This is a genomic window from Bradyrhizobium sp. SBR1B (assembly GCF_014198205.1).
GTDB lineage: Bacteria > Pseudomonadota > Alphaproteobacteria > Rhizobiales > Xanthobacteraceae > Bradyrhizobium.
Genome location: NZ_JACIHC010000001.1, coordinates 191,063 through 216,520 on the forward strand (window position 1 = coordinate 191,063; position 25,458 = coordinate 216,520).

Sequence of the window (25,458 nt, forward strand, 5' to 3'; positions counted from 1 at the left end):
GCGGCTGGCAACCGCCCTCTCCCTCCCACGGCCTCTCTTTGCGCGAAGCTTTTCGACTTCACGCGCTACCCGGTCAGACCTTCTCGACCTGACCGAATTCCAATTCGACCGGCGTGGCACGGCCGAAGATCGACACCGCGACCTTCACGCGCGAGCGCGCCTCGTCGATTTCCTCGACGACACCCGAGAACGAGGCGAACGGGCCATCGGCCACGCGCACGTTCTCGCCGATCTCGAACGACACCGACGCTTTCGGCCGTTCCACGCCCTCCTGCACCTGGTGCAGGATGCGCATGGCCTCGGATTCCGAGATCGGCATCGGCTTGTTTTCAGCGCCGAGGAAGCCTGTGACCTTCGGCGTGTTCTTGATCAGATGAAACGCTTCGTCGGTCAGCTTCATCTTCACCAGCACGTAGCCGGGGAAGAACTTGCGCTCGGCGTCGATCTTGCGGCCGCGGCGCACTTCGGTGACCTTCTCGGTCGGAACCAGCACCAGCTCGAACAGCTCCTCGAGCCCGCGCTGCTTGGCCTGCTCGCGGATCGATTCGGCGACCTTCTTCTCGAAGTTCGAGTAGGCGTGGACGATGTACCAGCGCTTGTCGGACAATTGAGCGGTTGCGGTTGCCATCAGTGAATGCCCAGAAGGTAAGTGATGAGGACACGGATGATCTGGTCGGCGGCGAAGAAGAAGATCGAGGCCACGGCGACCATGACGAACACCATGATGGTGGTGATCGTGGTCTCGCGGCGGGTCGGCCAGGTGACCTTGGCGGTCTCCGAGCGCACTTCCTGCAAGAACTTGAACGGGCTGACTGCCATCGTTTTGATGTCCAACGTCCGTCGACAGACGCGAATGAATTTCAGGGATCCGAACAGCCGCCGTTGGCCCAGCCCTCTGTCTCGAAGGATGAGCCGGAAACCGGGCTCGATTGTTCGGGGATTTCAAAGCCGCGCCGGAGATCCGCGTCTAACGGGCCGGCTGCGAGTGCGGGGTATCTACTGCGGATAGGACCAAAGGTCAAGATATAGAGGGCCCGACTGGACCGGCCGACCTTCCCGGGCGCTAGAGCAGAGCCCAGCCGGATCAAAGGCTTATCCACCCACCTTTCAGGGCGCAATCGCAGCGCCCGTCCGGTTCCTCCCAGACGCTCCCCCGGAGCGTCCGCCTCGGCCCTATTGCGCGGGTCAGTCTGCCCGCTCGACCATGGAAATGCCAGGCAACGGCACCACGAACTTTCCGCCTTCGGCGAAGTAGCGGGCGTGCTTGGCCCGGATCGGGTCGACATAGCGCCAGGCGAAGACGACGACGAACGCCGGCTTGCGCTCATAAAGGGCGGCAGGCGGCAGGATCGGGATGTCGTAACCCGGGCCGGCCATCACGTTCCCCTTCTTGGGATCGTCGTCGACCAGGAAGTCGATCTTTTTCTCCAGGCCGAACTGCGGCAGCAGCGTCGTGGTGCCGACCGAGACGCCGTAGCCGGCGACGAGCTGCCCGCGCGCATGAGCGGCATCAGCCATCGCGACCAGCTCGTCGCGGATCGCAGCGATCCGCTTCACATAGGGCGCATAATAGGCCGGCTGATCGACGCCCAGCCGCTCTTCCTCGGCGACGAAGCGCGCGACCTCAGCCGACGGCTTCTTGGCGCCACCGGCACGCTGCACGGTCACGCGGATCGAGCCACCCTTGGTCCAGATGTGCTGGACGTCGATCAACTCCATGCCGAGCCGGGCAAAGAAACGGATCAGCGGCTTGATGTTAAAATACGACAGATGCTCGTGATAGACGGTGTCGAGCAGGTTCTTCTCGGTGACGTCGACGCCATATTGCGTTTCGAACACGAACAATCCGTCCGGCGCGAGCACGTCGCGAACCCCGATCACCAGCGGATCGAGATTGTCGACATTGGCGATCATGTTGTTGGCGATCACGACGCTCGCCGCGCCGTGGCTATGCAGGATGCGGTGACCGATGGCATCGGTGAAGAAATCGCCGATGGTCTCGATCCCCGCCGCGGTCGCGCGCTTCGCGATGTCCACAGCGGGATCGACACCCAGCACCCGCATGCCGCGCTCTTTGAAGAAGCCGAGCAGCGATCCATCGTTGCTGCCGAGCTCGACGACCAGCGAGCCCGGCGCGACACCGAAGCGGCTGACGACGTCGTTGGCATAGCCCGCGAAGTGCTCGCGCAGGCCGAGCGAGAGCGAGGTGGTGTAGACGTAGTTGCGGTACTGGATCTCGGGATTACCGACATGGAGAATCTGGAGATGGCCGCAATCCCTGCACAGATGCAGCGCCATCGGCACCGCAGCGCGGAACACGGGATCGTCGACGCTGGCGTCCGGGACCTGGAAGTTGGGCGTGCCGATCGGCATGCCTGCCATCGGGACGACAAGCTCCTGCTTGTCCGAATGGCAGAGGCGGCAGGTATGGCGGACGTAGAACAGGTTTTTCATCGTGGAACCGAAAAATGAGATACGCGATCGGGTGAGGCAATCCCACCCCGTGAAGACCAGACCGCCAGCAACGGGCTCAAGCGAGTCATGGGTGGCTCGAGACTTCCTTGCCCAGCCCGTCGTAGCTGGGGGCTTCCTCCGCCGCCTTGGCGGCCTTGTCCGCTGAATACGATCCGCGCTCCGGACTTGCCAACCAGATCGCGCCTCCGACGAGCCCGATGATCACGCTGATGGCGCCCAGCAGCAGCGAAACCGACAGTGCTTCCTCGGAAGGGACACCCGCCAGACCGAGGCAGGCGACCATCGCCCCCTCGCGAACACCCCAGCCGCTGATCGAGATCGGGACCGCCGTCAACAGCACCACGGGCGGAATCAGGATACCGGCATCCACCACCGAGAGCTTTGCTCCGACACCGCGCGCCAGGGCGAAGCAGGCCGCCGCGGTCACGAGATGGATGAGCAACGCCGATCCGAACAGCAAAGCACGGCGTTCGGACTGCAGGAGGAGAAACCTGACCAGCGCTCCGAACCGGACAAAGCTTGCGATCGCCGGATGGGCGATGAGGCGCTTGGGCAGACGGTCGAGCGTCAACAGAACCACGGTGCCGGCGACGCCGGCCAGCGTCAGCCCGCCGATGGCCAGGATCGCGGCCTGATCGGACACGCGAGACAACAGGAACGGCAATCCGGCCACCATCAGCGCGATCAGCCCGATCAACGCCGTGAAACGGTCGGCCGCAACGCCCTTGACCGCCTCCGGCCACTGCACGCCGCGCTGGCGCAGCAGCCACATCCGCACCGCATCACCGCCGACCGAGGACGGCAACACCTGATTGAACCAGAGGCTGATCATGAGGATCCGCCAGCCCGCGAGCCAGTCCAGCGACACGCCGAGCGCGCGCATGATCAGCTCCCACCGGCCGTTGAGCACGAAGGTCTGGAAGAAAATCAACGTCAGCGCCAGGACGAACAGCAAAGGATCGACCGAGACGAGATGGCTGCGCAACCGCTGCAGATCGAGACCGCGCGCGATGTAGACCAGCACGGCAATCGACAGCAGCAGCTTTACCGAAAACAGGGCCGCCTGTTTGAACCGCGACTGCATCGGATGCCCGCCTCAGGATGCCGGATATTCCGCGCGACCGATCACGAGGTCGATCGCGGCCATCATCCAGAACTGGTGCGTGGTCTCGACGATGTTGTAGCTGCGGCTGTCGACGAAGAAATTGACGTCGCCGAGATTGCGCAGCGGATTGTCCGCGTTCATGCCCGACAGCGTGACCACGTCGAGCTTCATCGTCCGCGCCTGCGCAACCGCGTTGAGGATGTTCTTCGAGCGCCCCGACGAGCTGATCGCAACGAGGCAGTCGCCGGCGCGTGCGCTCAGCCGCACGGCGTGCGCGATCCAGTCCTCGAAGCCGTAATCGTTGGCGAGGCACGACATCATGCTCGCGTCGCTGAAGCAGAGCGCAGGCACCGACGCGTTCTTCGCCAGATCGATCGCCAGGTGCGAGGCGATGCCGGCCGAGCCGCCATTACCGATGAAGATGACGCGACCGCCCTGCTCGCGCGCGCGCAACCAGGTGGCACGGGTCGCGGAGATTGCGGCGAAAACGCCGACGTCGACTGCCGTCGCGCGATGGAGGCGTCCCACGTAATCGTCGAGGAAAGCCTTGTGATCGGGATCGACGGACTCGGCAGGCATGGGCTGGCGGCTCGATTGCAACATGACCGGGTGATACCGGCTATTACCAAGGATTGCAAAGGTATAATACTTGCAAAGTCAGCGAGCGGCTGGTAGTCGGCTTTCGGGTTTCACTCAACATTGGCGGGCCTGTTTCGCTGGGCATTCGCGTCACGGATGTTCCTCATGAAATGCATCGTTACTGGCGGCGCCGGTTTCATTGGAAGTCACCTCGTCGATCGTCTCCTCGACGACGGCCATGAGGTCATCGCGCTCGATAATTTCGTCATCGGACGGCCCGAGAATCTGGCCGCACACGCCGGTTCGAGCCAGTTGAAGGTCGTGCGGGCCGACGTCACTGACCTCGAGTCGATCAAGCCGTATTTTCACGGTATCGACTGGGTCTTCCATCTCGCGGCGCTGGCTGACATCGTTCCTTCGATCGAGTCGCCGATCCCCTATCATCGCGCCAATGTCGACGGCACGGTCAACGTTCTCGAAGCGGCGCGGCACGCCGGCGTCAAGCGCTTCGTCTACGCCGCCTCGTCGTCCTGCTACGGCATTCCCGACGTCTATCCGACGCCGGAGAGCGCCGAGATCCGGCCGATGTATCCCTACGCGCTTACCAAGAATCTCGGCGAGCAGTGCGTCATGCACTGGTGCCAGGTCTACAAGCTGCCTGCGGTCGCGCTACGCCTGTTCAACGTGTATGGGCCGCGCCATCGCACCACCGGCACCTACGGCGCCGTGTTCGGTGTGTTCATGGCGCAGAAGCTCGCCGGCAAGCCCTTCACCGTGGTCGGCGACGGCGAGCAGACGCGCGACTTCACCTTCGTCAGCGACGTCGCGGACGCCTTCGTGACCGCTGCGCGCTCCGATATCTCGCACGAGATATTCAACGTCGGCTCCGACAACACCTACAGCGTCAACAGGCTGGTCGAGCTTCTCGGCGGCGACAAGGTCCACATTCCCAAGCGACCGGGCGAGCCCGATTGCACCTACGCCGACATCACTGAGATCAAGCGGGTCCTGAACTGGACGCCGAAGGTGAAATTCGAGGACGGCGTCGCGACGATGCTGAAGTCGATGGATCAGTACAAGGACGCGCCGCTGTGGACGGTCGACAAGATCGCCGACGCCACCAAGGACTGGTTCAAATATCTCGGTGACGACGACGGCTCGCCGCAGAAGGCAAGCTCTTGAACAGGCTCGCCGGATATCGTTGCTGCGAGTCGATCATTTCAGGCCGGCCATCTGAGACCTGCCGGCGCTTTGGGTAATCCACATGGGTAATGCTGCGACAGACAAGCTGACCGGCCATCCGGCACCGCACGACAAGATCAAGACGATCGAGGAGCTGGGCGAGATTGCGCGCGCCGCGCAGGCCAAGGGCCAGACCGTCGCGCTCTGCCACGGCGTGTTCGATCTGGTGCATCTCGGCCACGTCCGGCACATCCTGGCGGCGCGCAACGAGGCCGACGTGGTCATCGTGACCATCACCGCCGATCGTTTCGTCAACAAGGGCCCGGGACGGCCGATCTTTCCGGAGAACATGCGCGCCGAGATGCTAGCCGCGCTCGGCACGGTCGACTGGGTCGGCATCAACCGCACTTCCAGCGCCGAGCCGGTCCTCGATGCCGTGCGCCCCGACACCTACGTGAAGGGCTCGGACTACGAGAATCCCGAGGATGACGTCACTGGCAAGATCGCCACCGAGCGCGAGGCCGTCGAACGTCATGGCGGACGAATCGTCTTCACGCGCGACGTGACGTTCAGCTCGTCATCCCTGCTGAACCGTTATTTCGACATCTACGATCCTCCCCTGCGCGACTACCTCCAGAAGGTGCGCGAAGGCGGCGGCGCCGAACGCCTGCTGAAGCTGATCGACAATATCCAGGACATGCACGTCGTGCTGGTCGGCGATACCATCATCGACGAATACCAGTACGTCACGGCGCTCGGGAAGGCTTCGAAGGAGAACATCGTCGCCACCCTGCTCAAGAATGGCGAGCAATTTGCCGGCGGCGTCATTGCCGCGGCCAATCACGTGGCGAGCTTCTGCAAGTCGGTGGAGATCGTCACGACGCTGGGTGGCAACGACTACCCCGAGGAGTTCATTCGCGCGCATGTCCGCCCGAATGTCACGCTGACGCCGATCCGCATTCAGGGCCGACCGACGACCCGCAAATTGCGGTACGTCGAGATGGGCTATCTGCACAAGCTCTTCGAAGTCTACACCATGGACGACACGCCGCTCGACGAGGCCGAGCGCAAGGAGATCGACCGAATCACCGCCGAGCGCGTTCGTGGCGGGGACGTGGTGATCGTCACAGATTTCGGTCACGGCATGATCGCGTCCAGCACCATCGACACGCTCATCGCGAACTCCAAGTTCCTGGCGGTCAACGCCCAGAGCAACAGCGGCAACCACGGCTATAATCTCATCACGAAATATCCGCGCGCCGACTACGTCTGCATCGACGCGCCGGAAGCGCGTCTGGCCGCGACCGACAAGTTCAGCGACATCGCGTCGGTGATCGAGAACCGCCTGCACGGCAAGATCGATTGCGACAACATGATCATCACGCACGGCTCCTTCGGCTGCTACCCCTTCTCGTCCAAGACCGGCGTCGCGCGCGTGCCCGCTTTCACCAAGACCGTCGTCGACACGGTCGGCGCCGGCGATGCCTTCCTGACGATCACGGCGCCGCTGGTGGCGGCCGGCGGCAATATCGAGGACGTCGCCTTCATCGGCAACGCGGCGGGCGCGATCAAGGTCGGCATCGTCGGTCACCGCAACTCGGTCGAAAAGGCGCCCTTGGTCAAATTCGTCACCGCGCTATTGAAGTAACGCGAGCGGGAAATCTGGAGAACGGCAGTGATTGATCAGAAATGGAACGTGATGGTCACCGGTGGCGCCGGCTATGTCGGCAGCGTGCTGGTTCCCCAGTTGCTGGCAGCGGGCCACAAGGTCAAGGTGCTCGACCTGTTCATGTATGGCGAATCCGTCTTCGACGCGGTTCGCAACAATCCGAACCTTCGCCTGATCAAGGGCGACATCCGCGATGAGGCCGCGATCAACGAGGCCCTGCGCGGCAACAATGCGGTGATCCACCTCGCCTGCATCTCCAACGACCCCTCGTTCGAGCTCGATCCTGGACTCGGCAAGTCCATCAACTACGACTGCTTCCGTCCAATGGTGCGCGCCGCGAAGAAGGCCGGCGTCAAGCGCTTCATCTATGCCTCCTCGTCGAGCGTCTACGGCATCAAGGACGAGGCCGAGGTGACCGAGGAACTGTCCTGCGAGCCGCTCACGGACTACTCCAAGTTCAAGGCGATGTGCGAGACCGATCTTGCCGAAGAGGCCGCGTCCGGCTTCGTCACCTGCACGGTCCGTCCTGCCACCGTCTGCGGCTACGCACCGCGGCAGCGCCTCGACGTCGTCGTCAACATCCTGACCAACCTCGCGGTCAACACCGGCCGCATCCGCGTGTTCGGCGGAACGCAGAAGCGGCCCAACCTGCACATCGAGGACATGTCGGCGGCCTATCTGTTCCTGCTGCAGCAGGATGATGCGAAGATCGACGGCAAGACCTACAATATCGGCTACGAGAACCACTCGCTGATGAAGATCGCCGACATCGTCAAATCGGTGGTCGGAAACAACGTCGACGTGGCCGTCGAGCCGACCGACGATCTGCGCTCCTACCACGTCTCCTCGGAGAAGATTCGCCGCGAGCTCGGATTTGCACCGACGCACACGATCGAGCAGGCCGTGTCCGGCCTCGTGGACGCCTTCAGGTCCGGCCGCCTGCCGAACTCGCTCAACGATCCCCGGTATTTCAACATCAAGATGATGCAGAACATCAGCCTGAAGTGAGCGGCGTGCGGATCGGCATCGATTTCGACAACACGATCATCTGCTACGATAAGGTCTTTGCCGCCGTCGCGCACCAGCGTGGCCTGGTGCCGGAGGGCTGGGTTGGGCTGAAGAACGATGTGCGGGATTATCTGCGGTCCCGCACGGGTGGCGAGCTCGCCTGGCAAGGCCTGCAAGGCTTCGTCTACGGCAAGGGCATTGGCGGCGCCGAGATCTATCCGGGCGTGCGGGAATTCCTCGCGGCGTGCAGACAGGCCGGCGCCAAGGTGTGCATCGTCAGCCACAAGACCAGATACGGTCATCAGGACCCCGACCATACCGACCTGCGCGAAGCCGCACGCGGCTGGCTGCGTGGCGCCGGCCTCATCGACGCTGCTGCGGCGGCGGTGGCCAGCGGCGATGTTTATTTCGAGGACACGATGGCCGCCAAGGTCGACAGGCTCGCGAGCCTGGAGCTGGACATCTTCATCGACGATCTCGTCGAGGTCTTCGAGCAGCCGCATTTCCCGAAGGGCACGCGATCGATCCTGTTCACGCGTTCGCAGTCCCCGCACCCCGAACATTGCAAGCCGATCGCGACATGGGCCGGCATCCGCGACGAGGTGTTTGCGGCATGAGCGAGCCGGACATCAGCGCAGCGGATGCGATCTCGATCGGCAGCCGCCTTGCCGGAACAACGGTCGCGGCAGCCCAGCCGGCGCGGTCCGGCGGCAACAACAGGGTGTTTCGGCTGGAGATGGCGGAAGGACCGCCCCTCGCCCTCAAGCACTATCCGTCGGACGGGCGCGATCGGCTGGGACAGGAATATGACGCGCTCACGTTCCTGTCGCGCCACGGCATCGCGTCGACGCCACGGCCGATCGCAAAGGACGCCGATGCGTTTTGCGCGCTGTATCAATGGTTCGACGGTGACGCGGCGGTGCTGCATCCCCAGGGCGACGACGCCGACCAGCTGGCCGATTTTCTGATCGAATTGCAGAAGCTGCGCGACGCCGAAGGTGCGCAGACCTTGCGGAACGCGTCAGCCAGCATCTTCTCGCCCGAGGAAGCCATCGCCCAGTACGAGCAGCGCCTCGACGGACTGAGGCGGGCCTCCGACGATCATCCGGAGCTGCGTACGTTCATCGACGGCAGCCTGGTTCCCAGCACGGCCGTCGCCATCCGAAGGCTCCGCCAGCGTTATGCGGAACTGGGGCGGGATCCCGCAGCGGACCTCTTGCCCGCGCATCGCGCATTGAGCCCGTCCGACTTCGGACTGCACAACGCGCTGCGCGGCGAAGACGGCCGCCTGCGCTTCATCGACTTCGAATATTTCGGCTGGGACGATCCGGTCAAACTGCTGTCCGATACCGCGATCCACCCCGGCAGCGATCTGCCCGCAACAGGCGCGAATCGCCTCATCGAACGGCTCACGCAAGCCTTCGCGGCTAGGGATGACGCGTTTGCGATCCGCCGTGACGTACTGTATCCTGTGTTCGGGGCGATTTGGTGCCTGATTGTCCTGAATGCTTATTTGCCCGAAAGCCGCTCCCGGCGCGCCTTGGCTGCGCAAGGTGGCGATCTGACGGTCCGCCTTGCCGGTCAGCTCGACAAAGCACGCCGGCTTCATCAAACGATTTGCCAACGTGATCCAGATCTCACCCCACGCTGAAGCCGCCCTCACCTGCACGCTGGACGAGCGCAGTCTCTATTTGCGCCGCCTGGTCCTTGGTTCTGTCCGTTCGGCCGGACGCGGCCATGTTGGTCCGGCCCTGTCGCTGATCGAAATGGTCCGCGTGCTCTACGACGACATCCTGCGGATCGATCCGAACAACCCGCGCGATCCCGAACGCGACCGCGCCATCCTCAGCAAGGGACACGGTTGTCTCGCGCTCTACGCGCTGCTCGCCGATCGCGGCTTCTTCCCGCTGTCGGAGCTCGACGGCTTTTGCGGCTCCGACAGTATCTTGGGCGGACATCCCGAATACGGCATGGTGCCCGGCGTCGAGGCATCGACCGGCGCGCTCGGGCATGGCCTGTCGATCGGCGTCGGCCTTGCGCTCGCCGCCCGCATGCGCGAGCGCAATTACCGGACCTTTGTCCTGCTCGGCGACGGCGAGATCAACGAGGGGTCGGTGTGGGAGGCCGCGATGGGCGCGGCCAAGCACGGGCTCGATAACCTGGTCGCGATGATCGACTACAACAAGCTCCAGAGCTACGGGCCCACCGACTACGTCCTGCCGCTGGAGCCACTCGCGGACAAATGGCGCAGCTTCGGCTTTGCCGTGCAGGAGCTCAACGGCCACGACGTCGGCGCCCTGCGCACTGTCCTGAAGCAGGTCCCCGCCGTTCCGGGCAAGCCCACCGCGATCATCTGCCATACCGTCAAGGGCAAGGGTCTGCCGGCCGCGGAATCCAACGCCGATTGGCATCACAAGAACAAGCTGTCCGACAGCGAGCTCGACGCCATCCGCGTCGCCGTCGGCGATTTTTGATCGGCTCCCCATGCGCAACACCGCGATGAACATGGTCCACAAGCTCGCCGCGCGCGACGAGCGTGTGCTTTACATCGGCTCCGATCCCGGCGCCGGCACGCTGCGTGCGATGAGCAAGGAGTTTCCCAAGCGCCATCTGATCGAGGGCATTTCGGAAGCGCACATCATCGGCATGTCGGCTGGCCTGGCGATGGAGGGCTTCGTGCCCTACGTCAACACCATCGCGACATTCCTCACCCGCCGCTGCTACGAGCAGGTGGCCGTCGATCTCTGCCTGCACAATCTGCCGGTGCGACTGATCGCCAATGGCGGCGGTCTGGTCTACGCGCCGCTCGGCCCCACCCACCAGGCGATCGAGGACATCGCCATCATGCGGGCGCTGCCGAACATGACGGTGGTCTGCCCGTGCGACGCCGACGAGGCCGCGCGCATGATGGACAAGACGCTCGACTGGACCGGACCGATCTACATACGGCTCGGCAAGGGCGGCGACGCCGTCGTCTCGAAGGCCGAGCACGGTTTTGAGATCGGCAAGGCCATCCTGATGCGGCCGCCGGGCGACGTCCTCATGGTGACAACCGGCATCATGCTCCAGCGCGCCATCGCCGCAGCCGACCTGCTGGCCGCGCAAGGCGTTCGCGCCGGCATCCTGCACATGCATACGGTGAAGCCGCTCGACACCGAAGCCCTGCTGCAGGCGATCCGCGGCATCAAGCTCGTGGCAACGCTGGAGGAGCACGTGCCCTCCGGCGGTCTCGGCAGCGCGGTTGCGGAGACGCTGATCGACAAGCTCGGCTCCGGCCTGCCCGCGATGCTGCGGCTGTCGCTGCCGGACCGCTTCATGCACAATTACGGCTCGCAGGACTCGCTGCTGAAGAAGCACGGCCTCGCGCCCAACGCTATCGCGACCTCGATCGAGCACGCGCTCGCGGCGTCGCGCACCTCCGCTCCTCAACTTCATTCCACCTGACGGGTCACATGTACGACGTTCGATATTCCTATCTGCTCGAGCAATTCTCCGACCCCGCTCCGATCCTGGCCGAGATCGGCCGGCTGGTTGCGACCGGTGACTTCACCCTTGGCAAGCCCGTCGCCGAATTCGAGAAGCGCTTTGCCGAACTGATCGGCGTGCGTCACGCCATCGGCGTCGGATCCGGCACCGACGCGCTCAAGCTGCCGCTCAAGGCGCTCGGCATCGGCCATGGCGACGAGGTCATCACCGCCGCCAACACCTTCATCGCCACCGTCGGTGCGATCGCGGAAACCGGCGCCACACCGGTGCTGGTCGACTGCGACGATTCCTTCTGCATGAACGTCGACCAGGTCGAAGCCGCCATTACCAGGAAGACCAAGGCGATCATGCCGGTTCAGCTGACCGGCGAGGTCACCGACATGGGCAAGCTGATGCCGATCGCCCAGCGCCATAACCTCCCCGTCGTCGAGGACGCCTGCCAGGGCATCCTGTCGGAGTTTGCGGGCAAGCGCTCCGGCACCCACGGCATCGCGGCCGGCTTCTCGCTGCATCCGCTCAAGAACCTCAACGTCTGGGGCGATGCGGGCGTCGTCGTCACCAATGACGACGGCATGAACGAGAAGCTCCGCCTGATCCGCAACCACGGCATGAAGAACCGCGACGAGATCGCAATCCTCGGCTGCAATTCGCGGCTCGATTCCTTGCAGGCCGTCGTCGGCAACTGGCTGATCGGCCAGACCAGCGAGATCACGCGGCGCCGGATCGAGAACGCGGCCTATTACGACGCGGGCCTTGCCGGCCTGCCCGGCCTGCGCGTCCCGCCGCGCCGGCCCAATGTGAAGCACGTCTACCATCTCTACATGGTGTTCGCCGAACGCCGCGACGAGCTCTATCAATACTGCCTGGACAACGGCATCGAGGCCAAGATCCATTATCCAATCCCGCTGTATCAGCAGGAAGGCCTCAAGCATCTCGGCTACGCGCCCGGCACGTTCCCGGTCACCGACCGCCACGCCAAGGAAGTCATCAGCTTCCCCGTCGACCAGCATCTGACGCGCGCACAACAGGACCGTGTCATCGAGACCGTCAGGAAGTTCTGTCATGGACGCTGACACCGGCCGCCGGCGCATCGGTTACGTCAATCTTCCCGCCCAGTTCGAGGAAGAGCGCGCCGAGATCATGCAGGCGGTCGAGGGCGTGTTTTCCCGCGGCGACTTCATCGGGGGCGCAGCGGTCGGAAAGCTCGAGGAGGAATTGTCCGCCTATCTCGGCTCGCCCCATGTCGTGACTTTGAATTCCGGCACCGACGCGCTGATCCTCGCCTTGCGGGCGCTCGACATCGGCCCCGGCGACGAGGTGATCACGCCTCCGAATTCGTTCGTGGCATCGACCGCCGCGATCATCGCGGTCGGCGCCACGCCTGTGTTTGTGGACGTGCTGCCGGACCAGAATATCGATCCCGCCGCGGTCGAAGCCGCCGTCACGTCGCGCACCAAGGCGATCATGCCGGTGCACCTGACCGGGCGCATGGCCGACATGACCCCGCTGATGGCGATCGCGGACAAGAACGCGCTCGCCGTGATCGAGGACAGCGCCCAGGCGGTCGGCTCGACCTATGACGGCCGGATGAGCGGCACCATCGGCACGTTCGGCTGCTTCTCCGCCCATCCGCTCAAGAATCTCAATGCCGCAGGCGATGCCGGCTTCCTCGTCACGGCCGACGCCGAGATGGCCGCACGCATCCGCCGCCTTCGCAATCACGGGCTCATCAACCGCAGCGACGTCCAGGAGTGGGGCATCGTATCGCGGCTCGACACGCTGCAGGCCGAGGTGCTGCGCATTCGCCTGCGTCACCTGCCCTCCGTGATCGAACGCCGGCGGCGCAACGCCGCGCAATACCGCGCCGAGCTTGCCGGACTCCCTCTGTTCATTCCGCCCTGCCGCAACATCGAGTTCAACACCTTCCACACATTCGTGGTGCAGACCGACCGCCGCAATGACTTCCAGAAATATCTGGCCGACAAGGGCATCGAGACCGCGATCCACTATCCGGTCCCGATCCATTTGCAGCCTGCCGCGGCGCATCTGGGGCAAGGCCGCGGCGCGTTCCCGGTGACCGAGCGGCAGGCGGATCAGATCCTCACGCTTCCCATCAACCAGTTCCTGTCGGCCGCCGATATCAGCTATATCTGCGCGACCGCCCGGGAGTATTTTGCATGACGGATACCGACTTCCTGCAGGCCGATGAGCAGGCGCTGGCGCAGCGCTTCATCGACAACGGCTTCGTCACAACGCCGGCCGATGATCGCGCTGGCCTCGACCGCATCCAGCGGCGCGCCGCCGAGCTGGCGGCGGACTATCTGAAGCTGCCGCACAGCAATGATCCCTATGCGATGCTGGACAGCATCCACACACGGGTGAGCGTGGACGATCTCAACGGCCTGCGGCTGCACGTCTTCAACGGCCTCAACGCCGAGCCGTGGTTCCGGCCGACCTATTTCCGCCTGGCGCGCTCGACGATCGAGACCATCGTCGGCAACGAGCTGTGCATGCAGCGCCGCGTCAATCTCAGCATCCAGATGCCCGGCGACGATTCCTCGCTACTCGCCACCCATTCCGATGTCTGGTCGGGCGACTCGCCGTTCGAGGTCGTGGTGTGGGTGCCGCTTGTGGACGTCCACCACACCAAGGCGATGTATCTGCTGCCGCCGTCGCTCAACGGCGACATGCAGGACCGGATGGCAAGCCTGCGCAGCGCCGAGGAGCTGTACAAGACGATCAAGCCGCACGCGACCTTCATCGAGATTCCCTACGGTCACGTGATGCTGTTCAACCAGACCCTGATGCACGGCAATCGCGTCAACGAAGAGCCCGGCACGCGCTGGAGCATGAACTGCCGGTTCAAGAGCATCATGTCGCCCTACGCCGACAAGCGCTTCGGCGAGTTCTTCGAGCCGATCCTGCTGCGCCCGGCGACGCGGGTCGGCATGCAATACAAGCTGCCGGGAGGCTTCCATGGCTGAGCGAGCCGGCCATCGCGGCTACATCGGCGCGCGGCCGCTGAACGGCAGCCGCACCCCGCAGCACGTCCAGAACATCGTGATCCGCGACTACGCGCGGCGGAAGAACCTGCAATTTCTGCTGAGCGCCGTCGAGCACATCATGCCCGGCAGTTACATGGTGCTCGAGGACATCCTGGACGAGTTGCCCCGCCTGAACGGCCTGATCCTCTACAGCATCTTCATGCTGCCGCCCGACGAGGCACGGCGACGGGAGATCTACGACCGCGTGCTGCGCGAGGGCTGTGATCTCCACGCCGCCGTCGAGGAGATCACGCTGTCGTCGCAGAAAGACATCCAGGCCGTCGAGGACATTCTGCTGGTCAATAAATACGCCACGATCCTGTGACGATGCCGCGGACCGGTTGGGCCCCATGAGTGAGATCAACCTGCTCCAACCGATGCACGCATCGACCAGGCGGAACTACGTTCAGCGCGTGGTTGAGCATGACAAGGCGGAATCCGCCACCGTCGCGCGGCAATGGGGACGCGACTACTGGGACGGCGACCGGCGCTACGGCTATGGCGGCTATCGTTATGACGGACGCTGGCGCCCGCTCGCCCAGACCCTGATCGATCGCTACGGCATCAAGCCCGGCATGAGCGTGCTCGACGTCGGCTGCGGCAAGGGCTATTTGCTCTACGAGTTCACCCAGCTCGTCCCCGACCTCACGATCGCCGGCATCGACATCTCCGACTACGGCATCGCCAATGCCAAGGAGGAGGTGCGGCCGCTGCTGAAGGTCGGCAGCGCCGTCGAGCTCCCCTACCCCGATCACAGCTTCGATCTCGTGGTGTCGCTCGGCGTGCTGCACAACCTGCCGCTCGAAGACGTGTTCCGTTCAGTGCGTGAGATCGAGCGGGTCGGGCGCGGCGCCTCGAAATATCTGATGGTGGAATCATTCCGCAACGAGCGCGAGAAGGCGAACCTCCTCTACTGGCAGCTCACCTGCCTGAGCTTCCACGGCCCGGAAACCTGGGCGTGGATCTACGACAAATGCGGCTATCGGGGCGACCATGGGTTCATCTTCTTCGAATGAAGCCGGCCTGCGCCGGTCGACGTCGCTACGCGCGCAGAATCCGGAAGTGTATTACTCGGACGACGCCATCGTCACGGTGGATGACGCCACGATCACGGAGCTGAAACGCATCGCCGCCGGCAACCCGCGTCTGCGCAGCCGGCTGTGCACGCACCCCGATCCCGCGTCCAGCCTGCACGAGATGCTGATCGTGCATCATCGCGAGGCCTATGTCCGGCCGCATAAGCATTTTGGCAAACCTGAATCGTTTCACGTGATCGAGGGCACTGCGCAGGTCGTGATCTTCGAGGATGACGGCCGCATTCGCGACGTACTCGAGATGGCGCCCTACGGCCAGGGCAAGCGCTGCTATTATCGGATGCCCGAAAAGGTCTTCCACTCGATCCTGATCACCTCGGAATGGCTGGTGTTTCACGAAACCACCGCCGGCCCGTTTGATCCCTCACGCACGGCATTTCCTGACTGGGCCCCCGATGGCGGCGACGCTGCCGAGGTCCAACGCTACGTCACACGGATTGGCGCGCTCGCCGCGGAGCATCTGGCGAGACAATAAATTTCGACCACACTCGCTGCTCGACGATCCCGCCGTGAATGATCGAGGACGAAACCAGACGATGAAGCCGCCTGCAAAAGCACTGGTTACCCTGGTCAAGTTCGCGGTGTCGATCGGGATCCTGGTATTGCTCTTGCGCAGCCAGGACTTGTCGTCACTGAAAGCCGATCTTCTCGCGGTCAACTTGAACATGCTCGCGCTTGCGGTGTTGCTGCTGTTCGCCCAGACCTTCGTTCTCTGCCACCGCTGGATCCTGATCCTCCGCGCCATGAGCGTCCCCCTGGGATGGCTGGCCGGCTGGCGCATTCTCATCATCAGCACCTTCTTCAATCAGGTGCTGCCCGCAGGCGGCGACGCGGTCCGGATCTGGATGCTGCGGCGGAATGGCGTGCAATGGTCGCAGACGATCGGCAGCATCGTGGCCGATCGTTTCCTGGCTCTGCTGGCGCTCGGTCTCATCGTCCTGGCGGGAATCCCGTTCCTGCTGCCTCGTGTCCACGACAACTCACTCCTTTTCGCGATCGTGACCGTTTTGGCGGCTGCATGCCTCGGCGCAATCGCCATGGCGACGCTGGACCGGTGGCCGCCACGCTTGATCGCGGCCGTGCCGGCCAGGATCGTGCAATTCGCGATGCTGGTCAGGGCTCCGTTGCTGGCGGCCGGAGGGCGGGCAATGTTGATCGTATCAGCCATTGTCGTCCACCTGATCACCGTTGCGACCTGCTATGTCCTCGCGATCGGACTGGAGGCGCCCCTCTCCGCACTTGACGCCTTCGTGCTGGTCCCGCTCGTCATCCTGTCTTCCGCGGTCCCCATCTCGATCGGAGGCTGGGGTGTGCGCGAAGGTGCGATGGTCGCTGCGCTTGGTCTTGCTGGAATCGCATCCGACAAGGCGCTCGCAATATCGGTTTTGCTGGGGCTTGGCGGCCTGATCGTCGGCCTGTTCGGCGGGCTGGTATGGCTGATCGCGCCCGAGCGCACCAGCTTCAGCCCCGACCAGGCGCGGGCCATCGCCGAACGAACTGACGCAGCGCCGGTAGCATGAGCAACCCTGTACAAGATCAAACGATGACGGTTGGCGAGGTGCGTTTGCGCGCCATCATCGAAACGTGGTGGCCCCGCATCCTCATCTTCGTGCCGGCGGCACTTTCCATCTGGTTCGTGAACCGAACCGGCACCTACCGTACCCTGCTGTTCGACGGCGGCTGGACGACTCGATTTTACGTCCTCGCCTGGATCGTCCTGACGGCGTATCTCGGCTGGCTCATCATGGCGACCGGACGCCTGGCATTCTCGCTGATCAAGCACGAGCCCACCCAGCGCGTCGATGAGTTCTTCGTCGGCGCGGCCGCGCTCATCTTGACGGGAGTTGGCCTCGGCGCTCTTTCGATCCTGTACCCGCAGATCGTTGTCGGATTTGCGGCCGTGCTGCTGCTGTGGGACAGCCGCAGCTTCGGAAAGCCGCGGAAACTCGCGGTGACCCTGCCGCTGGCCGCAACGTCGCTGATGGGCCTTTGGCTCCTGGCGACGGTGTTCCTCGATCGCGCCGTCATACCGGACGTGATTTCGACCGACGTTCAGCAGCTCTACGCCCCGTATCTTGCGGAGGTTGCGAGAAATCACAGCATCTGGCTTGCCGCCGACAATCCCATCTTCTCCGACTTCGAGATCGGCCACGGCAACGGGCTGCATCTGTTGTTGGCGACGTTCCTGCCGCCCCATGTCGCCCAGATCGTTTCGTTTCTCTACTTCGTCGGGATCGGCGCGGTCATTTTCGAGCTCGCCCGCCTCATTCTGCCGTTGCAAGCTCTCGGACGCCGCTGGGAAGACGCCGCGATTCCAATAGCCCTCGGTTTGGCGATCCTCGGGCTTGCGTGGCCCCGCACGATGCCGAGCGTCAAGGCTGGCCTCTACATCATGGAGTTCGGCAAGTACCATCTTCAGACGGCGGCATTCTTCGTCTATTTCCTGCTGGTCGTCATTCGATCGTCCCAAGCTCGCGACCGGCTTGCCGCCGGCATTTGCGGCCTTGCCGTCGCCGCCTCCTATCCGCTCTATGCAGCGTTCGTGTTCTTGATTTCGTCGCTGGGCGTATTCACCAAGGTCCTTCAGCGAGACCGATCTGGCCTCGTCACCAGCCTGTTGCTCGGATTGGGAGCGGTTGGCGGGTGCATCCTGGCCTTCTCCATCAATTATTTTTATCTCGGAATCCCAGCAACCAATCCGTACGCGCTCTTTCGAAAAATCGCATCAGTCGAGCGTTTCTCGCAGTTCGGCAGCCTGGAAATTCTTGATTTCTTCGTGCTGGCGCAGTCGCTGGAGGTCAGCGACTTCCTCAGCAAGGCGGGAGTGGTCGCCTTCATCAGGCAAGCCAAGTCCGTTCTCCTGGTTGCAACACTCATCGCGGCGACGACTTGTGCGATCTCTTTCCTCGATTCGAAGTTGTTTCCGGATCGCTCCGACTTCATGAAAAAGCGGACACTGCCCAGTGTTGCGGGACTTTTCATCGTGATCGCCTACGTCGCCAGCGTGCGGCTGCTGGACATGACGCTGAACATTCCGAGCCTGATCAGGCTATCCATTCACGTCAATGCGCTCTTCCCGCTCGCAGCCGCCGCGATCGCCTTCTGGGGGCTCGTCATCGTGCGGTGGCTGGCCCCGACCGTGTTCGTCGGGCGCTTTGCACCCAATGTCGCCGTTTTGGCGCTGCTCGCCGCCTGCGCCTGGATGACGACCTCGTATCCCTGGCAGAGCTTCAGGGACGACGGAGCCATCGCCTTTGCGGCCCGCGGGCGCTCTCTCATCGAGATGCCGCGTGTCAGCCTGAACTGGCAGCGCTGTGACGAACTGCAGCAATCGACGGGCTCCGATCGGATTCTCGCGCTGAACGGCTACCGCGCAATGGTGCCCTGCTATTTCTCGCCGCTGCTCACGCGAGGCAAGGTCATCCACACCTATCAGAGCGATGTCGCGCGCAACTTCAGCAAGATCGCACTTGGGACCGCCGATACAGCCGAAGCCACTCTTCGATCGCTCGGGGTCAAGCTGTTCTATGTTCAGAAGCAGAATTGCGATTTCTGGCTCAACGGTTTCTCCGACCTCTTTCAGAGCGCCGAGCTGGAGAAGCGGTTCGCCCTTCATAGCGAGACCCCGAACTACTGGATGCTGACGTGGAGGGATGGCGGTCAAACCTTGAGTCCCGAGGCCGAGGCCGGCATTTCTGCGCTCCGGACGAGATCGAAAGACATCTACCGGCAGGCCTACGGGATCGAGCCGTTCGAGGTGGTGAAGCACCGTCTGTCTCCCAACGGCCAACGAGCGGACGTCACGGTCCTCGGTCAGCTCATGACCTGCCACTAGGTTGTGCTTCGCACCGGTTCCGTCCATCTCGGCAAGAGGAAGGCCCGTAAACGAAGGCCACGGGGTACCAGCTCGAGGGTGTCGCCAGGCTTGTGAATAGCCCGCCCGGCGCAACTTAAGAATTGTGGCACGGCCTGCGGCGCTATATAGGCTTCAACTGCCGCGTATCGCCTGGGGCGCCGATGTTCCCGTGTTTTCCCGCAAAGAGTTAAAGCCGTGACCGACCATTGCCGCCTTTGCCATTCGACCAACCTGCGTCCGGTCATCGACCTCGGACTGATGCCGATTGCGCATCGGCTTCGGCACAGCCGAAACGAGCAGGATGAACGATATCCGTTCGAGGTGCTGGCTTGCGGCGATTGCGGCCTGCCCCAGATCGTCAAACCGATCGATCCCGACATTCTGTACCGCCAGTTCAACTACAATTTCAGCAGCTGGAAGCCGGAGCCGCATCAGGCGGACGAGCTCGACACCATCGCGAAATTCTCCAAGCACCAGTCCGTGTTCGAGATCGGATGCAACGACGGCCTGTTCATGGACAAGCTGCGCGAGCGCGGCACCAAGGTCATGGTCGGCGTCGAACCCAATCCGGTGTCGGGCAAGATCGCCCGCGAGCGCGGCATCAAGGTCTATGCCGACATGCTCAGCCCGGAGATGGCCCACGATGCTGTCGCTCAGTCCGGCAAGTTCGATCTCGTCATATCTCGCCAGGTGCTGGAGCACATCGTCGATTTCGAGAACTTCTTCGACTGCGTCAAGATCGCGCTCAGCGACGACGGGCTGCTGTTCATCGACGTGCCGGATTTCGCACCCGGCTCGGCAGTGGGCGACCTCTCCGTTCTCTGGGAGGAGCATGTCAGCTATTTCACCGAACCGACCCTGCTCACGCTGCTGGCGCGCCACGGCTTCGAGGCGGTGTCCGTCAAGAAATACAATTTCAGCGGCGGCAGCCTCGCGATCGCGGCCCGCCGTGCCAAGGGCACCGTGACGCCGCCGCCCGCGCCGTCCGGCGTCGGCGAGAAATTCGGTCAGCGCGCAAGAGAGTATGGCGCGCGTCTCCGCCCGATTCTCGCGAAGGCCCGCGCCAACGGCGCCGAGATTGCCATCTACGGCGCCGGCTGCCGCGCCTGCACCTTCACCAACGCCCACGAGCTGGCGGATCTCGTCGACCTCTCGGTCGACGACCAGAAGGAGCGCCAGGGGCTGTTCCTGCCCGGCACCGGCATTCCGATCCGCTCGCCCGAGGATCTCGCCGGCAAGTCGGGTCCGCTCGTCTGTCTCCTGGCCGTGAACGAGGAGAACGAGGCCAAGGTCAGCAGCCGGCTGCGCGAGAGCGTGAAGCGTCCGCTGCAGATCGTTTCGATCTTCGCGCCGAACGACATCTGGAGCGAGCTCGATCGTCTCGAGGCGGCCGCAGGGTCGCGGCATGGCTGAGGACAAGCTCTTCAACTATTACGAACGTCAGGATGTTCTGCCGACGTTCGGGAATTTCAAATCGTCCACCGAGCTCGAGGCCTATGCCAGCCAGCGGCGCGAGCTGTTCTCGGACAAGCTGGTGCTGCCGCCGCGGCTGTTCCGCGATGCCGATGTGCTCGAATTCGGTCCCGATTCCGGCGAGAACGCGCTGGTGTTTGCCGGTTGGGGCGCGAACATGACGCTCGCCGAGCCGAACCGGCATGCACACCCGAAGATCCAGGCCTACTTTGCACATTTCGGTCTGACCCAACGTCTCCGCGAGCTCGCACTCGCCGACGTCGAGGGCTTCAGCAGCGATCGCCGCTTCGACATCATCGATGCCGAGGGCTTCATCTACACGGTGCAGCCGAGCGAAAAATGGCTCGGCATCTTCCATCGGCTGCTCAATCCGGACGGTTACGCCGTCGTATCCTATTACGAGCGCTATGGCGGCTTCTTCGAGCTCGCGCTCAAGGCGATCCATGCGGCCGGCAAGGCATTGACCGGTCGCGCCCCGCTCGAAACCGCGAAGCTGCTTTTCGAGGCGAAGTGGGACAGCATTCCGCACACCCGCAGCTTCGAATCCTGGCTGATGGACGTGCTGGAAAATCCGTTCGTCCGGCATCGCTACTTTCTCGACGCGGCCACGTTGTGCGCGGCGGCGCATCAACAGGGGTTCGACGTTCATTCGGCATGGCCGGCCTACCGCGACAGCCTCGACATCTACTGGCACAAGAAAGTCCTGTCCGGCGATGAGAAGCTGCACCGCGCGACGCGCCATCTCGACCGCAGCCGCCTGAGCTTCCTCGGCGGACGAAAGCTCTATCTGGTCGGCAAGGCCGATGCCGTGCAGGCGATCTCGGCATCGATCGAGGCGCTCGTGCTCGACGTCGATGGTATGATCGACGATCCCTTTGGCGAGAGCCTGCCGCGCGTGATCGCGGGCCTTGCGTCGCTGCGCGAGACAATCCGGACCACAGACGTTCTCGCCGACGATGCCGCTGACATCGAAGCCATCATCGCGACGCTCGACAGCTTCCATCGCATCTTTGGCGCGATCGGGCGACGGGACGCGTCCGCAGTCACCGCCCTCACCCAGGTGGATCCGGCCTTCATCAACACGTGGGGACAGCCGGCGCATTTCCTCGTGATCCGGAAGCGCTAAAGGATCTTAGCCAGTGAAGCCAGGCATTGGCATCATCGGAACGGGCATGGTCGGCCAGATGTGCCACCTCGCCAATTTCGCTGCCAATCCCGCCTGCCGCGTCGTCGCGATCGCCGATCTCCGGCCGGACCTCGCTGCCGCCGCGGCGCAGAAGTTCGGCATCCCCCAGGTTTACGGCACGCACCGGGAGCTACTTGCGGACAGTGCGGTGTCCGCCGTCGTCGTCGTGACGAAGCGTCGTGCCACCGGCCCGATCGTCCTGGACGCGTTGAACAGCGGGCGGCACGTGCTGTCGGAAAAGCCGATGGCCTACACGACGGCCCAGGCCATTTCGCTGGTCGAAGCCGCGCGGCGGCAAAAACTCGTCTACAGCGTCGGCTACATGAAACGTCACGATGCCGGTGTGGCAAGGGCGCTGCAGGTGCTGACGCGCTTGCGCGAAGACCGGTCGCTCGGACGCATCGTCCGGGCAAAAGGCTGGTGCTTCGGCGGCGACACGGGCCGGTCGCACGACAATTTCGTGATGACCGGCGAAGCGCGACCGGACGGGATCGAACTCTGGCAGGATGGTCCCGACTGGATGCCGCGCGCGATGCGTCCCGGCTACGATAATTTTCTGAACGTCTTCAGCCATATCATCAATCTGGCGCGTTACCTGCTCGGATCGTCGCCGACGGTCGCCGAAAGCGCGATCGAGATTTCGGGAGCCGCGCGCATCACGCTCGACTTCGACGGCATCGCCTGCACGCTGGATCTCGTGAACGGCTCCGAGGGCAGCTGGCGCGAGGGGCTGACGATCGATTTCGAGCGCGGCGCGGTGACCCTGGAATTGCCGCCACCTTTCGCCGAGCAAGAGGCGGAGGTCACTATCGATCACGATGGTCAGAGCACTCGGCTGACGGGCGAAAAGAGCTGGGCATTTCGGCGCCAGGCGGACGCCTTCGTTTCCGACGTCGCCGCGCGAGGCGTCCCCTTGGCCTCCGGCGCGGATTCAGTGACCGACATCGCGCTTGCGGAGACGGTTTGGAAACAGCGGGCTAGCGGTTAGGCGCGGCATCCTTGCTTGCGCCCTCGAGCGGCAGGACACCCGCGATGGGCCCGAGCTTGATCGTCACCTGCGCAAGTTGAGCCAGGAACTCCCCAACATCGCAGCGCGCCAGGAACCGGCACGCATAGTACTTCCGCACCAAGGTCTGGTTCGGTGCGGCCACCGGGCCCGGCTGGAACGAAATCGTCGCCTGCGGCCCCGTCGGATCGAAATGATGGAATGCGCTTCCCGGAGCCGTCCGCGCCTCGTCCATTCCCCGCAGGATGTCGGGCCGCTCGGCCCGCAGTGCAAATCCGAAGAACGGCTGATTGCCCCAGGCAAGGCGCAGCATGCCGGTGACCTCGGCGAGGCCGAACGGCACATGCCGTGAGGGGTAGTCGAAAAAGCCATCATCGAGCGCATAGACCGTCGCCGCGGGCTGGGCGCGGCCGGCAAGGCTGCGCGTCAGGGCCTCCTGCTTCAGCGTTCTCGCCTGCATGAAGACGTAGTCGCTCCACAGCATGCCGATCGACATGATCAGGCCCGATCCAAATATGGCTGCAAAGGCGGTGCTGGGACTGGTCCAACGTTCGGCCAGCCGCTTGAATGCGAGAAACCCCAGCGCCGCAGGCACACCGAACATCAGCAGATGTCGGCTCTCGTAGAAATGCGTGGACGACGGCCGCAGGCCGGCGATCAGATAGGGCGACGACAATGCGAGGAACAAGACCACGGCGAGCACGAGCGGCAAGGCGATCGCAAGTCTGGACGTGGTCGGCTTCATGTCGGCGCGCAGCAGCAGCAAGACGATGCCGACGAGCACCGCCGCCAAAATGAACAGCCCCGGGACGGCGATCGCCGCGCGCAATGCGTGGGCCAGGACGTCCCTGTAGCCGGTGATGAAGAATGCCAACCATCCCTTCACCAACTCGCCGAGCGTCGGGAAATGGGCATCATAGTGCTGCGCGTACACGCCGATCCGCTTGAACCAGATATTGAGCGTGCCCCAGTAGATCAGAGGAAGCAGGATCAATTCCGGATAACCCACGGCGCAGCGCCAGGATGCGAGCCATGTGCGGCGAACCAAACCGTCCGTGGCCTTTCCGCCCTGCCATATCGCAACGAACAGACCAAGCAGCACGAAGGCATAGAGCACGATCGTCGAGTTGAGCGCGAAGCCCAGCAGGAACACGAGCGCACAGGCCACGCGAAGCAGCACGCGCCGCAGGCCGCGGGCGCTGAAAGCCAGCGTCAACAGCCATGCGCCGATGAACAGCAATCCGAAGCTGAAGACGTAGACCGCGTTCGCCTTGCCCGCCCACAGCTGATAGCCGGGATATGTCCAGACGATCAGCGCGAAACCGACTGCCTCGGCGCGGTCGAGCAGACCGAGACGCGTTGCGGTCAGGGCGAGCGATATTGCGCCGAAGACAATTCCAGCAATCGCCAGCGAGACCATCACGACAACGGGGGCGCCCGTCCAGTTCGCGAACGTGTCGTAGCTGTAAAAGATCGGATGACCGGCGCCGTTCAGCAGGAAATCGATGTTGATGAAATAGTCGGGACGCGGCTTGAGCACCAGCCAGTCGTCCATGAAGAGACCGTCGTTGAGGAGCATCGGCGCATGCGCAGCCAATAGCACCACGAGGAGGACGACTATCGCACGCAGCAATGGAGACATCTCGGACGGAGGAACGGCATCGCCGGCAGGATTCGCACGCCCACGTGACGTCCGCAAGGCGGGAGGATGGGCTCCCTTGACCGGAAAAATGCGACCTTTTATAGACTTTCGCTCTGGCTGGGCCAGAGAGGCGTCCGGGACGATTTTCCGCAATGAACATGCTCCCAGGCCCGGCGCAAGCCGCTGCGATTGGTCTCAGTGTCGCGCTGCTGTTGCTGTGCTACGCGCGCATCGCCGCCACCGGCGGATCCGGCCGCCGCTTCCGGCTAGGCTGCATCACCGTCTTGGCCCTTTACGCGATCGCCTGTCTCGCGCTTCCCGGTCAGCGCCGTTATGACGACGTGCTTGGCGGCCTGTTCCTGCTCGCGACCGCGATGATGTTTTTCTACATCCTGTTCAGCCTGCTGGCCTGGGGCTTTACGCTGACGCTGCTCACGGCACTCGTTAAAGCCGGGCGTCCCCTCACCCTGGAGCAATGGGCCGTAGCCTACATGCAGGGCGGAGATCTCGGCACCTTCACGCACAACCGCCTGAAGCTCCTGGTCGGCGCGGGGATGGTGATCACGGCCGACGGCAGGCTGGCTCCGACGGCCAAGGGGGTGGCGGTCGCGCGTCTCGTCAAATTCGTTCGTCTGTCGACGGGCCTTGGGTGA

25 protein-coding genes are annotated in these 25,458 nt (G+C 63.6%); 19 read left to right on the forward strand and 6 right to left on the reverse strand.

The features are described 5' to 3' along the window. Positions 1–73: 73 nt before the first annotated feature. The 5 genes from nusG to GGD61_RS01050 all read right to left on the reverse strand — a co-directional run bounded on the left by nusG (position 74) and on the right by GGD61_RS01050 (position 4,159). Complete coding sequence (gene nusG / locus GGD61_RS01030; protein ID WP_008136441.1) at positions 74–628, reverse strand: transcription termination/antitermination protein NusG; 555 nt, start codon at positions 626–628, stop codon at positions 74–76. Then, the gene (gene secE / locus GGD61_RS01035) at positions 628–819 is read right to left on the reverse strand and encodes a preprotein translocase subunit SecE (protein WP_026202711.1); all 192 of its coding nucleotides are present in this window, start codon (positions 817–819) and stop codon (positions 628–630) included. The genes nusG and secE overlap by 1 nt, the downstream gene beginning before the upstream one ends. A gap of 366 nt (positions 820–1,185) precedes the next feature. Further along, a complete protein-coding gene (locus tag GGD61_RS01040; protein ID WP_092260227.1) occupies positions 1,186–2,454 on the reverse strand; it encodes a class I SAM-dependent methyltransferase in 1,269 nt (422 codons plus the stop codon). 85 nt (positions 2,455–2,539) lie between these two features. Further along, the gene (locus tag GGD61_RS01045; protein WP_092260229.1) at positions 2,540–3,559 is read right to left on the reverse strand and encodes a lysylphosphatidylglycerol synthase transmembrane domain-containing protein; all 1,020 of its coding nucleotides are present in this window, start codon (positions 3,557–3,559) and stop codon (positions 2,540–2,542) included. Between the two features lie 12 nt (positions 3,560–3,571). Beyond that, positions 3,572–4,159 (reverse strand): SIS domain-containing protein, encoded by a 588-nt coding sequence (locus tag GGD61_RS01050; RefSeq protein ID WP_244550731.1) that lies wholly within the window; start codon positions 4,157–4,159, stop codon positions 3,572–3,574. Positions 4,160–4,324: 165 nt separating this feature from the next. Between GGD61_RS01050 and GGD61_RS01055 the strand changes: the two genes are divergently transcribed. The 18 genes from GGD61_RS01055 to GGD61_RS01140 all read left to right on the forward strand — a co-directional run bounded on the left by GGD61_RS01055 (position 4,325) and on the right by GGD61_RS01140 (position 23,145). Then, positions 4,325–5,341: an SDR family oxidoreductase gene (locus tag GGD61_RS01055; RefSeq protein ID WP_092260401.1), complete on the forward strand. Its 1,017-nt coding sequence runs from the start codon at positions 4,325–4,327 to the stop codon at positions 5,339–5,341. Between the two features lie 82 nt (positions 5,342–5,423). Beyond that, positions 5,424–6,989 (forward strand): PfkB family carbohydrate kinase, encoded by a 1,566-nt coding sequence (locus GGD61_RS01060; protein ID WP_092260231.1) that lies wholly within the window; start codon positions 5,424–5,426, stop codon positions 6,987–6,989. Positions 6,990–7,016: 27 nt separating this feature from the next. Next, positions 7,017–8,018: an NAD-dependent epimerase/dehydratase family protein gene (locus GGD61_RS01065; RefSeq protein ID WP_183229874.1), complete on the forward strand. Its 1,002-nt coding sequence runs from the start codon at positions 7,017–7,019 to the stop codon at positions 8,016–8,018. Positions 8,019–8,023: 5 nt separating this feature from the next. Then, positions 8,024–8,635, forward strand: coding sequence for a hypothetical protein (locus tag GGD61_RS01070; protein ID WP_244550732.1), 612 nt, complete (start codon positions 8,024–8,026; stop codon positions 8,633–8,635). Further along, on the forward strand, positions 8,632–9,669 hold the full coding sequence (locus GGD61_RS01075; RefSeq protein ID WP_244550733.1) for an aminoglycoside phosphotransferase family protein: 1,038 nt from the start codon (positions 8,632–8,634) through the stop codon (positions 9,667–9,669). The genes GGD61_RS01070 and GGD61_RS01075 overlap by 4 nt, the downstream gene beginning before the upstream one ends. Next, complete coding sequence (locus GGD61_RS01080) at positions 9,644–10,492, forward strand: transketolase (protein WP_018322243.1); 849 nt, start codon at positions 9,644–9,646, stop codon at positions 10,490–10,492. Before GGD61_RS01075 ends, GGD61_RS01080 begins: the two co-directional genes overlap by 26 nt. 10 nt (positions 10,493–10,502) lie before the next feature. Next, positions 10,503–11,462: a transketolase family protein gene (locus tag GGD61_RS01085; protein WP_092260239.1), complete on the forward strand. Its 960-nt coding sequence runs from the start codon at positions 10,503–10,505 to the stop codon at positions 11,460–11,462. An 8-nt stretch (positions 11,463–11,470) separates the two neighbouring features. Continuing rightward, positions 11,471–12,577, forward strand: coding sequence for a DegT/DnrJ/EryC1/StrS aminotransferase family protein (locus GGD61_RS01090; protein ID WP_092260241.1), 1,107 nt, complete (start codon positions 11,471–11,473; stop codon positions 12,575–12,577). Continuing rightward, a complete protein-coding gene (locus GGD61_RS01095) occupies positions 12,567–13,685 on the forward strand; it encodes a DegT/DnrJ/EryC1/StrS aminotransferase family protein (protein WP_183229876.1) in 1,119 nt (372 codons plus the stop codon). Before GGD61_RS01090 ends, GGD61_RS01095 begins: the two co-directional genes overlap by 11 nt. Continuing rightward, a complete protein-coding gene (locus GGD61_RS01100) occupies positions 13,682–14,488 on the forward strand; it encodes a sporadic carbohydrate cluster 2OG-Fe(II) oxygenase (RefSeq protein WP_018322239.1) in 807 nt (268 codons plus the stop codon). The genes GGD61_RS01095 and GGD61_RS01100 overlap by 4 nt, the downstream gene beginning before the upstream one ends. After that, positions 14,481–14,873, forward strand: a complete 393-nt coding sequence (locus GGD61_RS01105) for an LIC12192 family sporadic carbohydrate cluster protein (RefSeq protein ID WP_018322238.1) — start codon at positions 14,481–14,483, stop codon at positions 14,871–14,873. The genes GGD61_RS01100 and GGD61_RS01105 overlap by 8 nt, the downstream gene beginning before the upstream one ends. Positions 14,874–14,898: 25 nt before the next feature. Then, positions 14,899–15,564 (forward strand): class I SAM-dependent methyltransferase, encoded by a 666-nt coding sequence (locus tag GGD61_RS01110; protein ID WP_018322237.1) that lies wholly within the window; start codon positions 14,899–14,901, stop codon positions 15,562–15,564. Then, the gene (locus GGD61_RS01115) at positions 15,542–16,117 is read left to right on the forward strand and encodes a WbuC family cupin fold metalloprotein (RefSeq protein WP_092260247.1); all 576 of its coding nucleotides are present in this window, start codon (positions 15,542–15,544) and stop codon (positions 16,115–16,117) included. Before GGD61_RS01110 ends, GGD61_RS01115 begins: the two co-directional genes overlap by 23 nt. Then, positions 16,080–17,162 (forward strand): lysylphosphatidylglycerol synthase transmembrane domain-containing protein, encoded by a 1,083-nt coding sequence (locus GGD61_RS01120; RefSeq protein ID WP_246785845.1) that lies wholly within the window; start codon positions 16,080–16,082, stop codon positions 17,160–17,162. Before GGD61_RS01115 ends, GGD61_RS01120 begins: the two co-directional genes overlap by 38 nt. A 23-nt stretch (positions 17,163–17,185) precedes the next feature. After that, positions 17,186–19,477, forward strand: coding sequence for a hypothetical protein (locus GGD61_RS01125; protein ID WP_244550734.1), 2,292 nt, complete (start codon positions 17,186–17,188; stop codon positions 19,475–19,477). Positions 19,478–19,693: 216 nt separating this feature from the next. After that, entirely contained in the window at positions 19,694–20,911 is a 1,218-nt protein-coding gene (locus GGD61_RS01130) for a class I SAM-dependent methyltransferase (RefSeq protein ID WP_092260253.1), read from the forward strand. Next, complete coding sequence (locus GGD61_RS01135) at positions 20,904–22,097, forward strand: class I SAM-dependent methyltransferase (protein WP_183229878.1); 1,194 nt, start codon at positions 20,904–20,906, stop codon at positions 22,095–22,097. The genes GGD61_RS01130 and GGD61_RS01135 overlap by 8 nt, the downstream gene beginning before the upstream one ends. A gap of 13 nt (positions 22,098–22,110) precedes the next feature. After that, entirely contained in the window at positions 22,111–23,145 is a 1,035-nt protein-coding gene (locus tag GGD61_RS01140) for a Gfo/Idh/MocA family protein (RefSeq protein ID WP_092260257.1), read from the forward strand. On the opposite strand, the gene GGD61_RS01145 is transcribed toward GGD61_RS01140, so the two are convergent. Then, complete coding sequence (locus GGD61_RS01145; RefSeq protein WP_092260259.1) at positions 23,135–24,805, reverse strand: hypothetical protein; 1,671 nt, start codon at positions 24,803–24,805, stop codon at positions 23,135–23,137. The two genes, GGD61_RS01140 and GGD61_RS01145, sit on opposite strands and share 11 nt — an antisense overlap. Positions 24,806–24,957: 152 nt before the next feature. On the opposite strand from GGD61_RS01145, the gene GGD61_RS01150 reads away from it, so the two are divergent. Then, positions 24,958–25,458 carry a hypothetical protein gene (locus tag GGD61_RS01150; RefSeq protein ID WP_183229880.1) on the forward strand — a complete coding sequence of 167 codons (501 nt, stop codon included), beginning with the start codon at positions 24,958–24,960 and terminating at the stop codon, positions 25,456–25,458.

Coding starts and splice junctions, on each gene's coding strand:
- GGD61_RS01095 (WP_183229876.1), top strand. CDS start 12,567: ATGGACGCTGACACCGGCCGCCGGCGCATCGGTTACGTCAATCTTCCC.
- GGD61_RS01090 (WP_092260241.1), top strand. CDS start 11,471: ATGTACGACGTTCGATATTCCTATCTGCTCGAGCAATTCTCCGACCCC.
- GGD61_RS01150 (WP_183229880.1), top strand. CDS start 24,958: ATGAACATGCTCCCAGGCCCGGCGCAAGCCGCTGCGATTGGTCTCAGT.
- GGD61_RS01085 (WP_092260239.1), top strand. CDS start 10,503: ATGCGCAACACCGCGATGAACATGGTCCACAAGCTCGCCGCGCGCGAC.
- GGD61_RS01060 (WP_092260231.1), top strand. CDS start 5,424: ATGGGTAATGCTGCGACAGACAAGCTGACCGGCCATCCGGCACCGCAC.
- GGD61_RS01075 (WP_244550733.1), top strand. CDS start 8,632: ATGAGCGAGCCGGACATCAGCGCAGCGGATGCGATCTCGATCGGCAGC.
- GGD61_RS01100 (WP_018322239.1), top strand. CDS start 13,682: ATGACGGATACCGACTTCCTGCAGGCCGATGAGCAGGCGCTGGCGCAG.
- GGD61_RS01145 (WP_092260259.1), bottom strand. CDS start 24,805: ATGTCTCCATTGCTGCGTGCGATAGTCGTCCTCCTCGTGGTGCTATTG.
- GGD61_RS01105 (WP_018322238.1), top strand. CDS start 14,481: ATGGCTGAGCGAGCCGGCCATCGCGGCTACATCGGCGCGCGGCCGCTG.
- nusG (WP_008136441.1), bottom strand. CDS start 628: ATGGCAACCGCAACCGCTCAATTGTCCGACAAGCGCTGGTACATCGTC.
- secE (WP_026202711.1), bottom strand. CDS start 819: ATGGCAGTCAGCCCGTTCAAGTTCTTGCAGGAAGTGCGCTCGGAGACC.
- GGD61_RS01110 (WP_018322237.1), top strand. CDS start 14,899: ATGAGTGAGATCAACCTGCTCCAACCGATGCACGCATCGACCAGGCGG.
- GGD61_RS01050 (WP_244550731.1), bottom strand. CDS start 4,159: ATGCCTGCCGAGTCCGTCGATCCCGATCACAAGGCTTTCCTCGACGAT.
- GGD61_RS01045 (WP_092260229.1), bottom strand. CDS start 3,559: ATGCAGTCGCGGTTCAAACAGGCGGCCCTGTTTTCGGTAAAGCTGCTG.
- GGD61_RS01055 (WP_092260401.1), top strand. CDS start 4,325: ATGAAATGCATCGTTACTGGCGGCGCCGGTTTCATTGGAAGTCACCTC.
- GGD61_RS01125 (WP_244550734.1), top strand. CDS start 17,186: ATGACGGTTGGCGAGGTGCGTTTGCGCGCCATCATCGAAACGTGGTGG.
- GGD61_RS01135 (WP_183229878.1), top strand. CDS start 20,904: ATGGCTGAGGACAAGCTCTTCAACTATTACGAACGTCAGGATGTTCTG.
- GGD61_RS01040 (WP_092260227.1), bottom strand. CDS start 2,454: ATGAAAAACCTGTTCTACGTCCGCCATACCTGCCGCCTCTGCCATTCG.
- GGD61_RS01115 (WP_092260247.1), top strand. CDS start 15,542: ATGGGTTCATCTTCTTCGAATGAAGCCGGCCTGCGCCGGTCGACGTCG.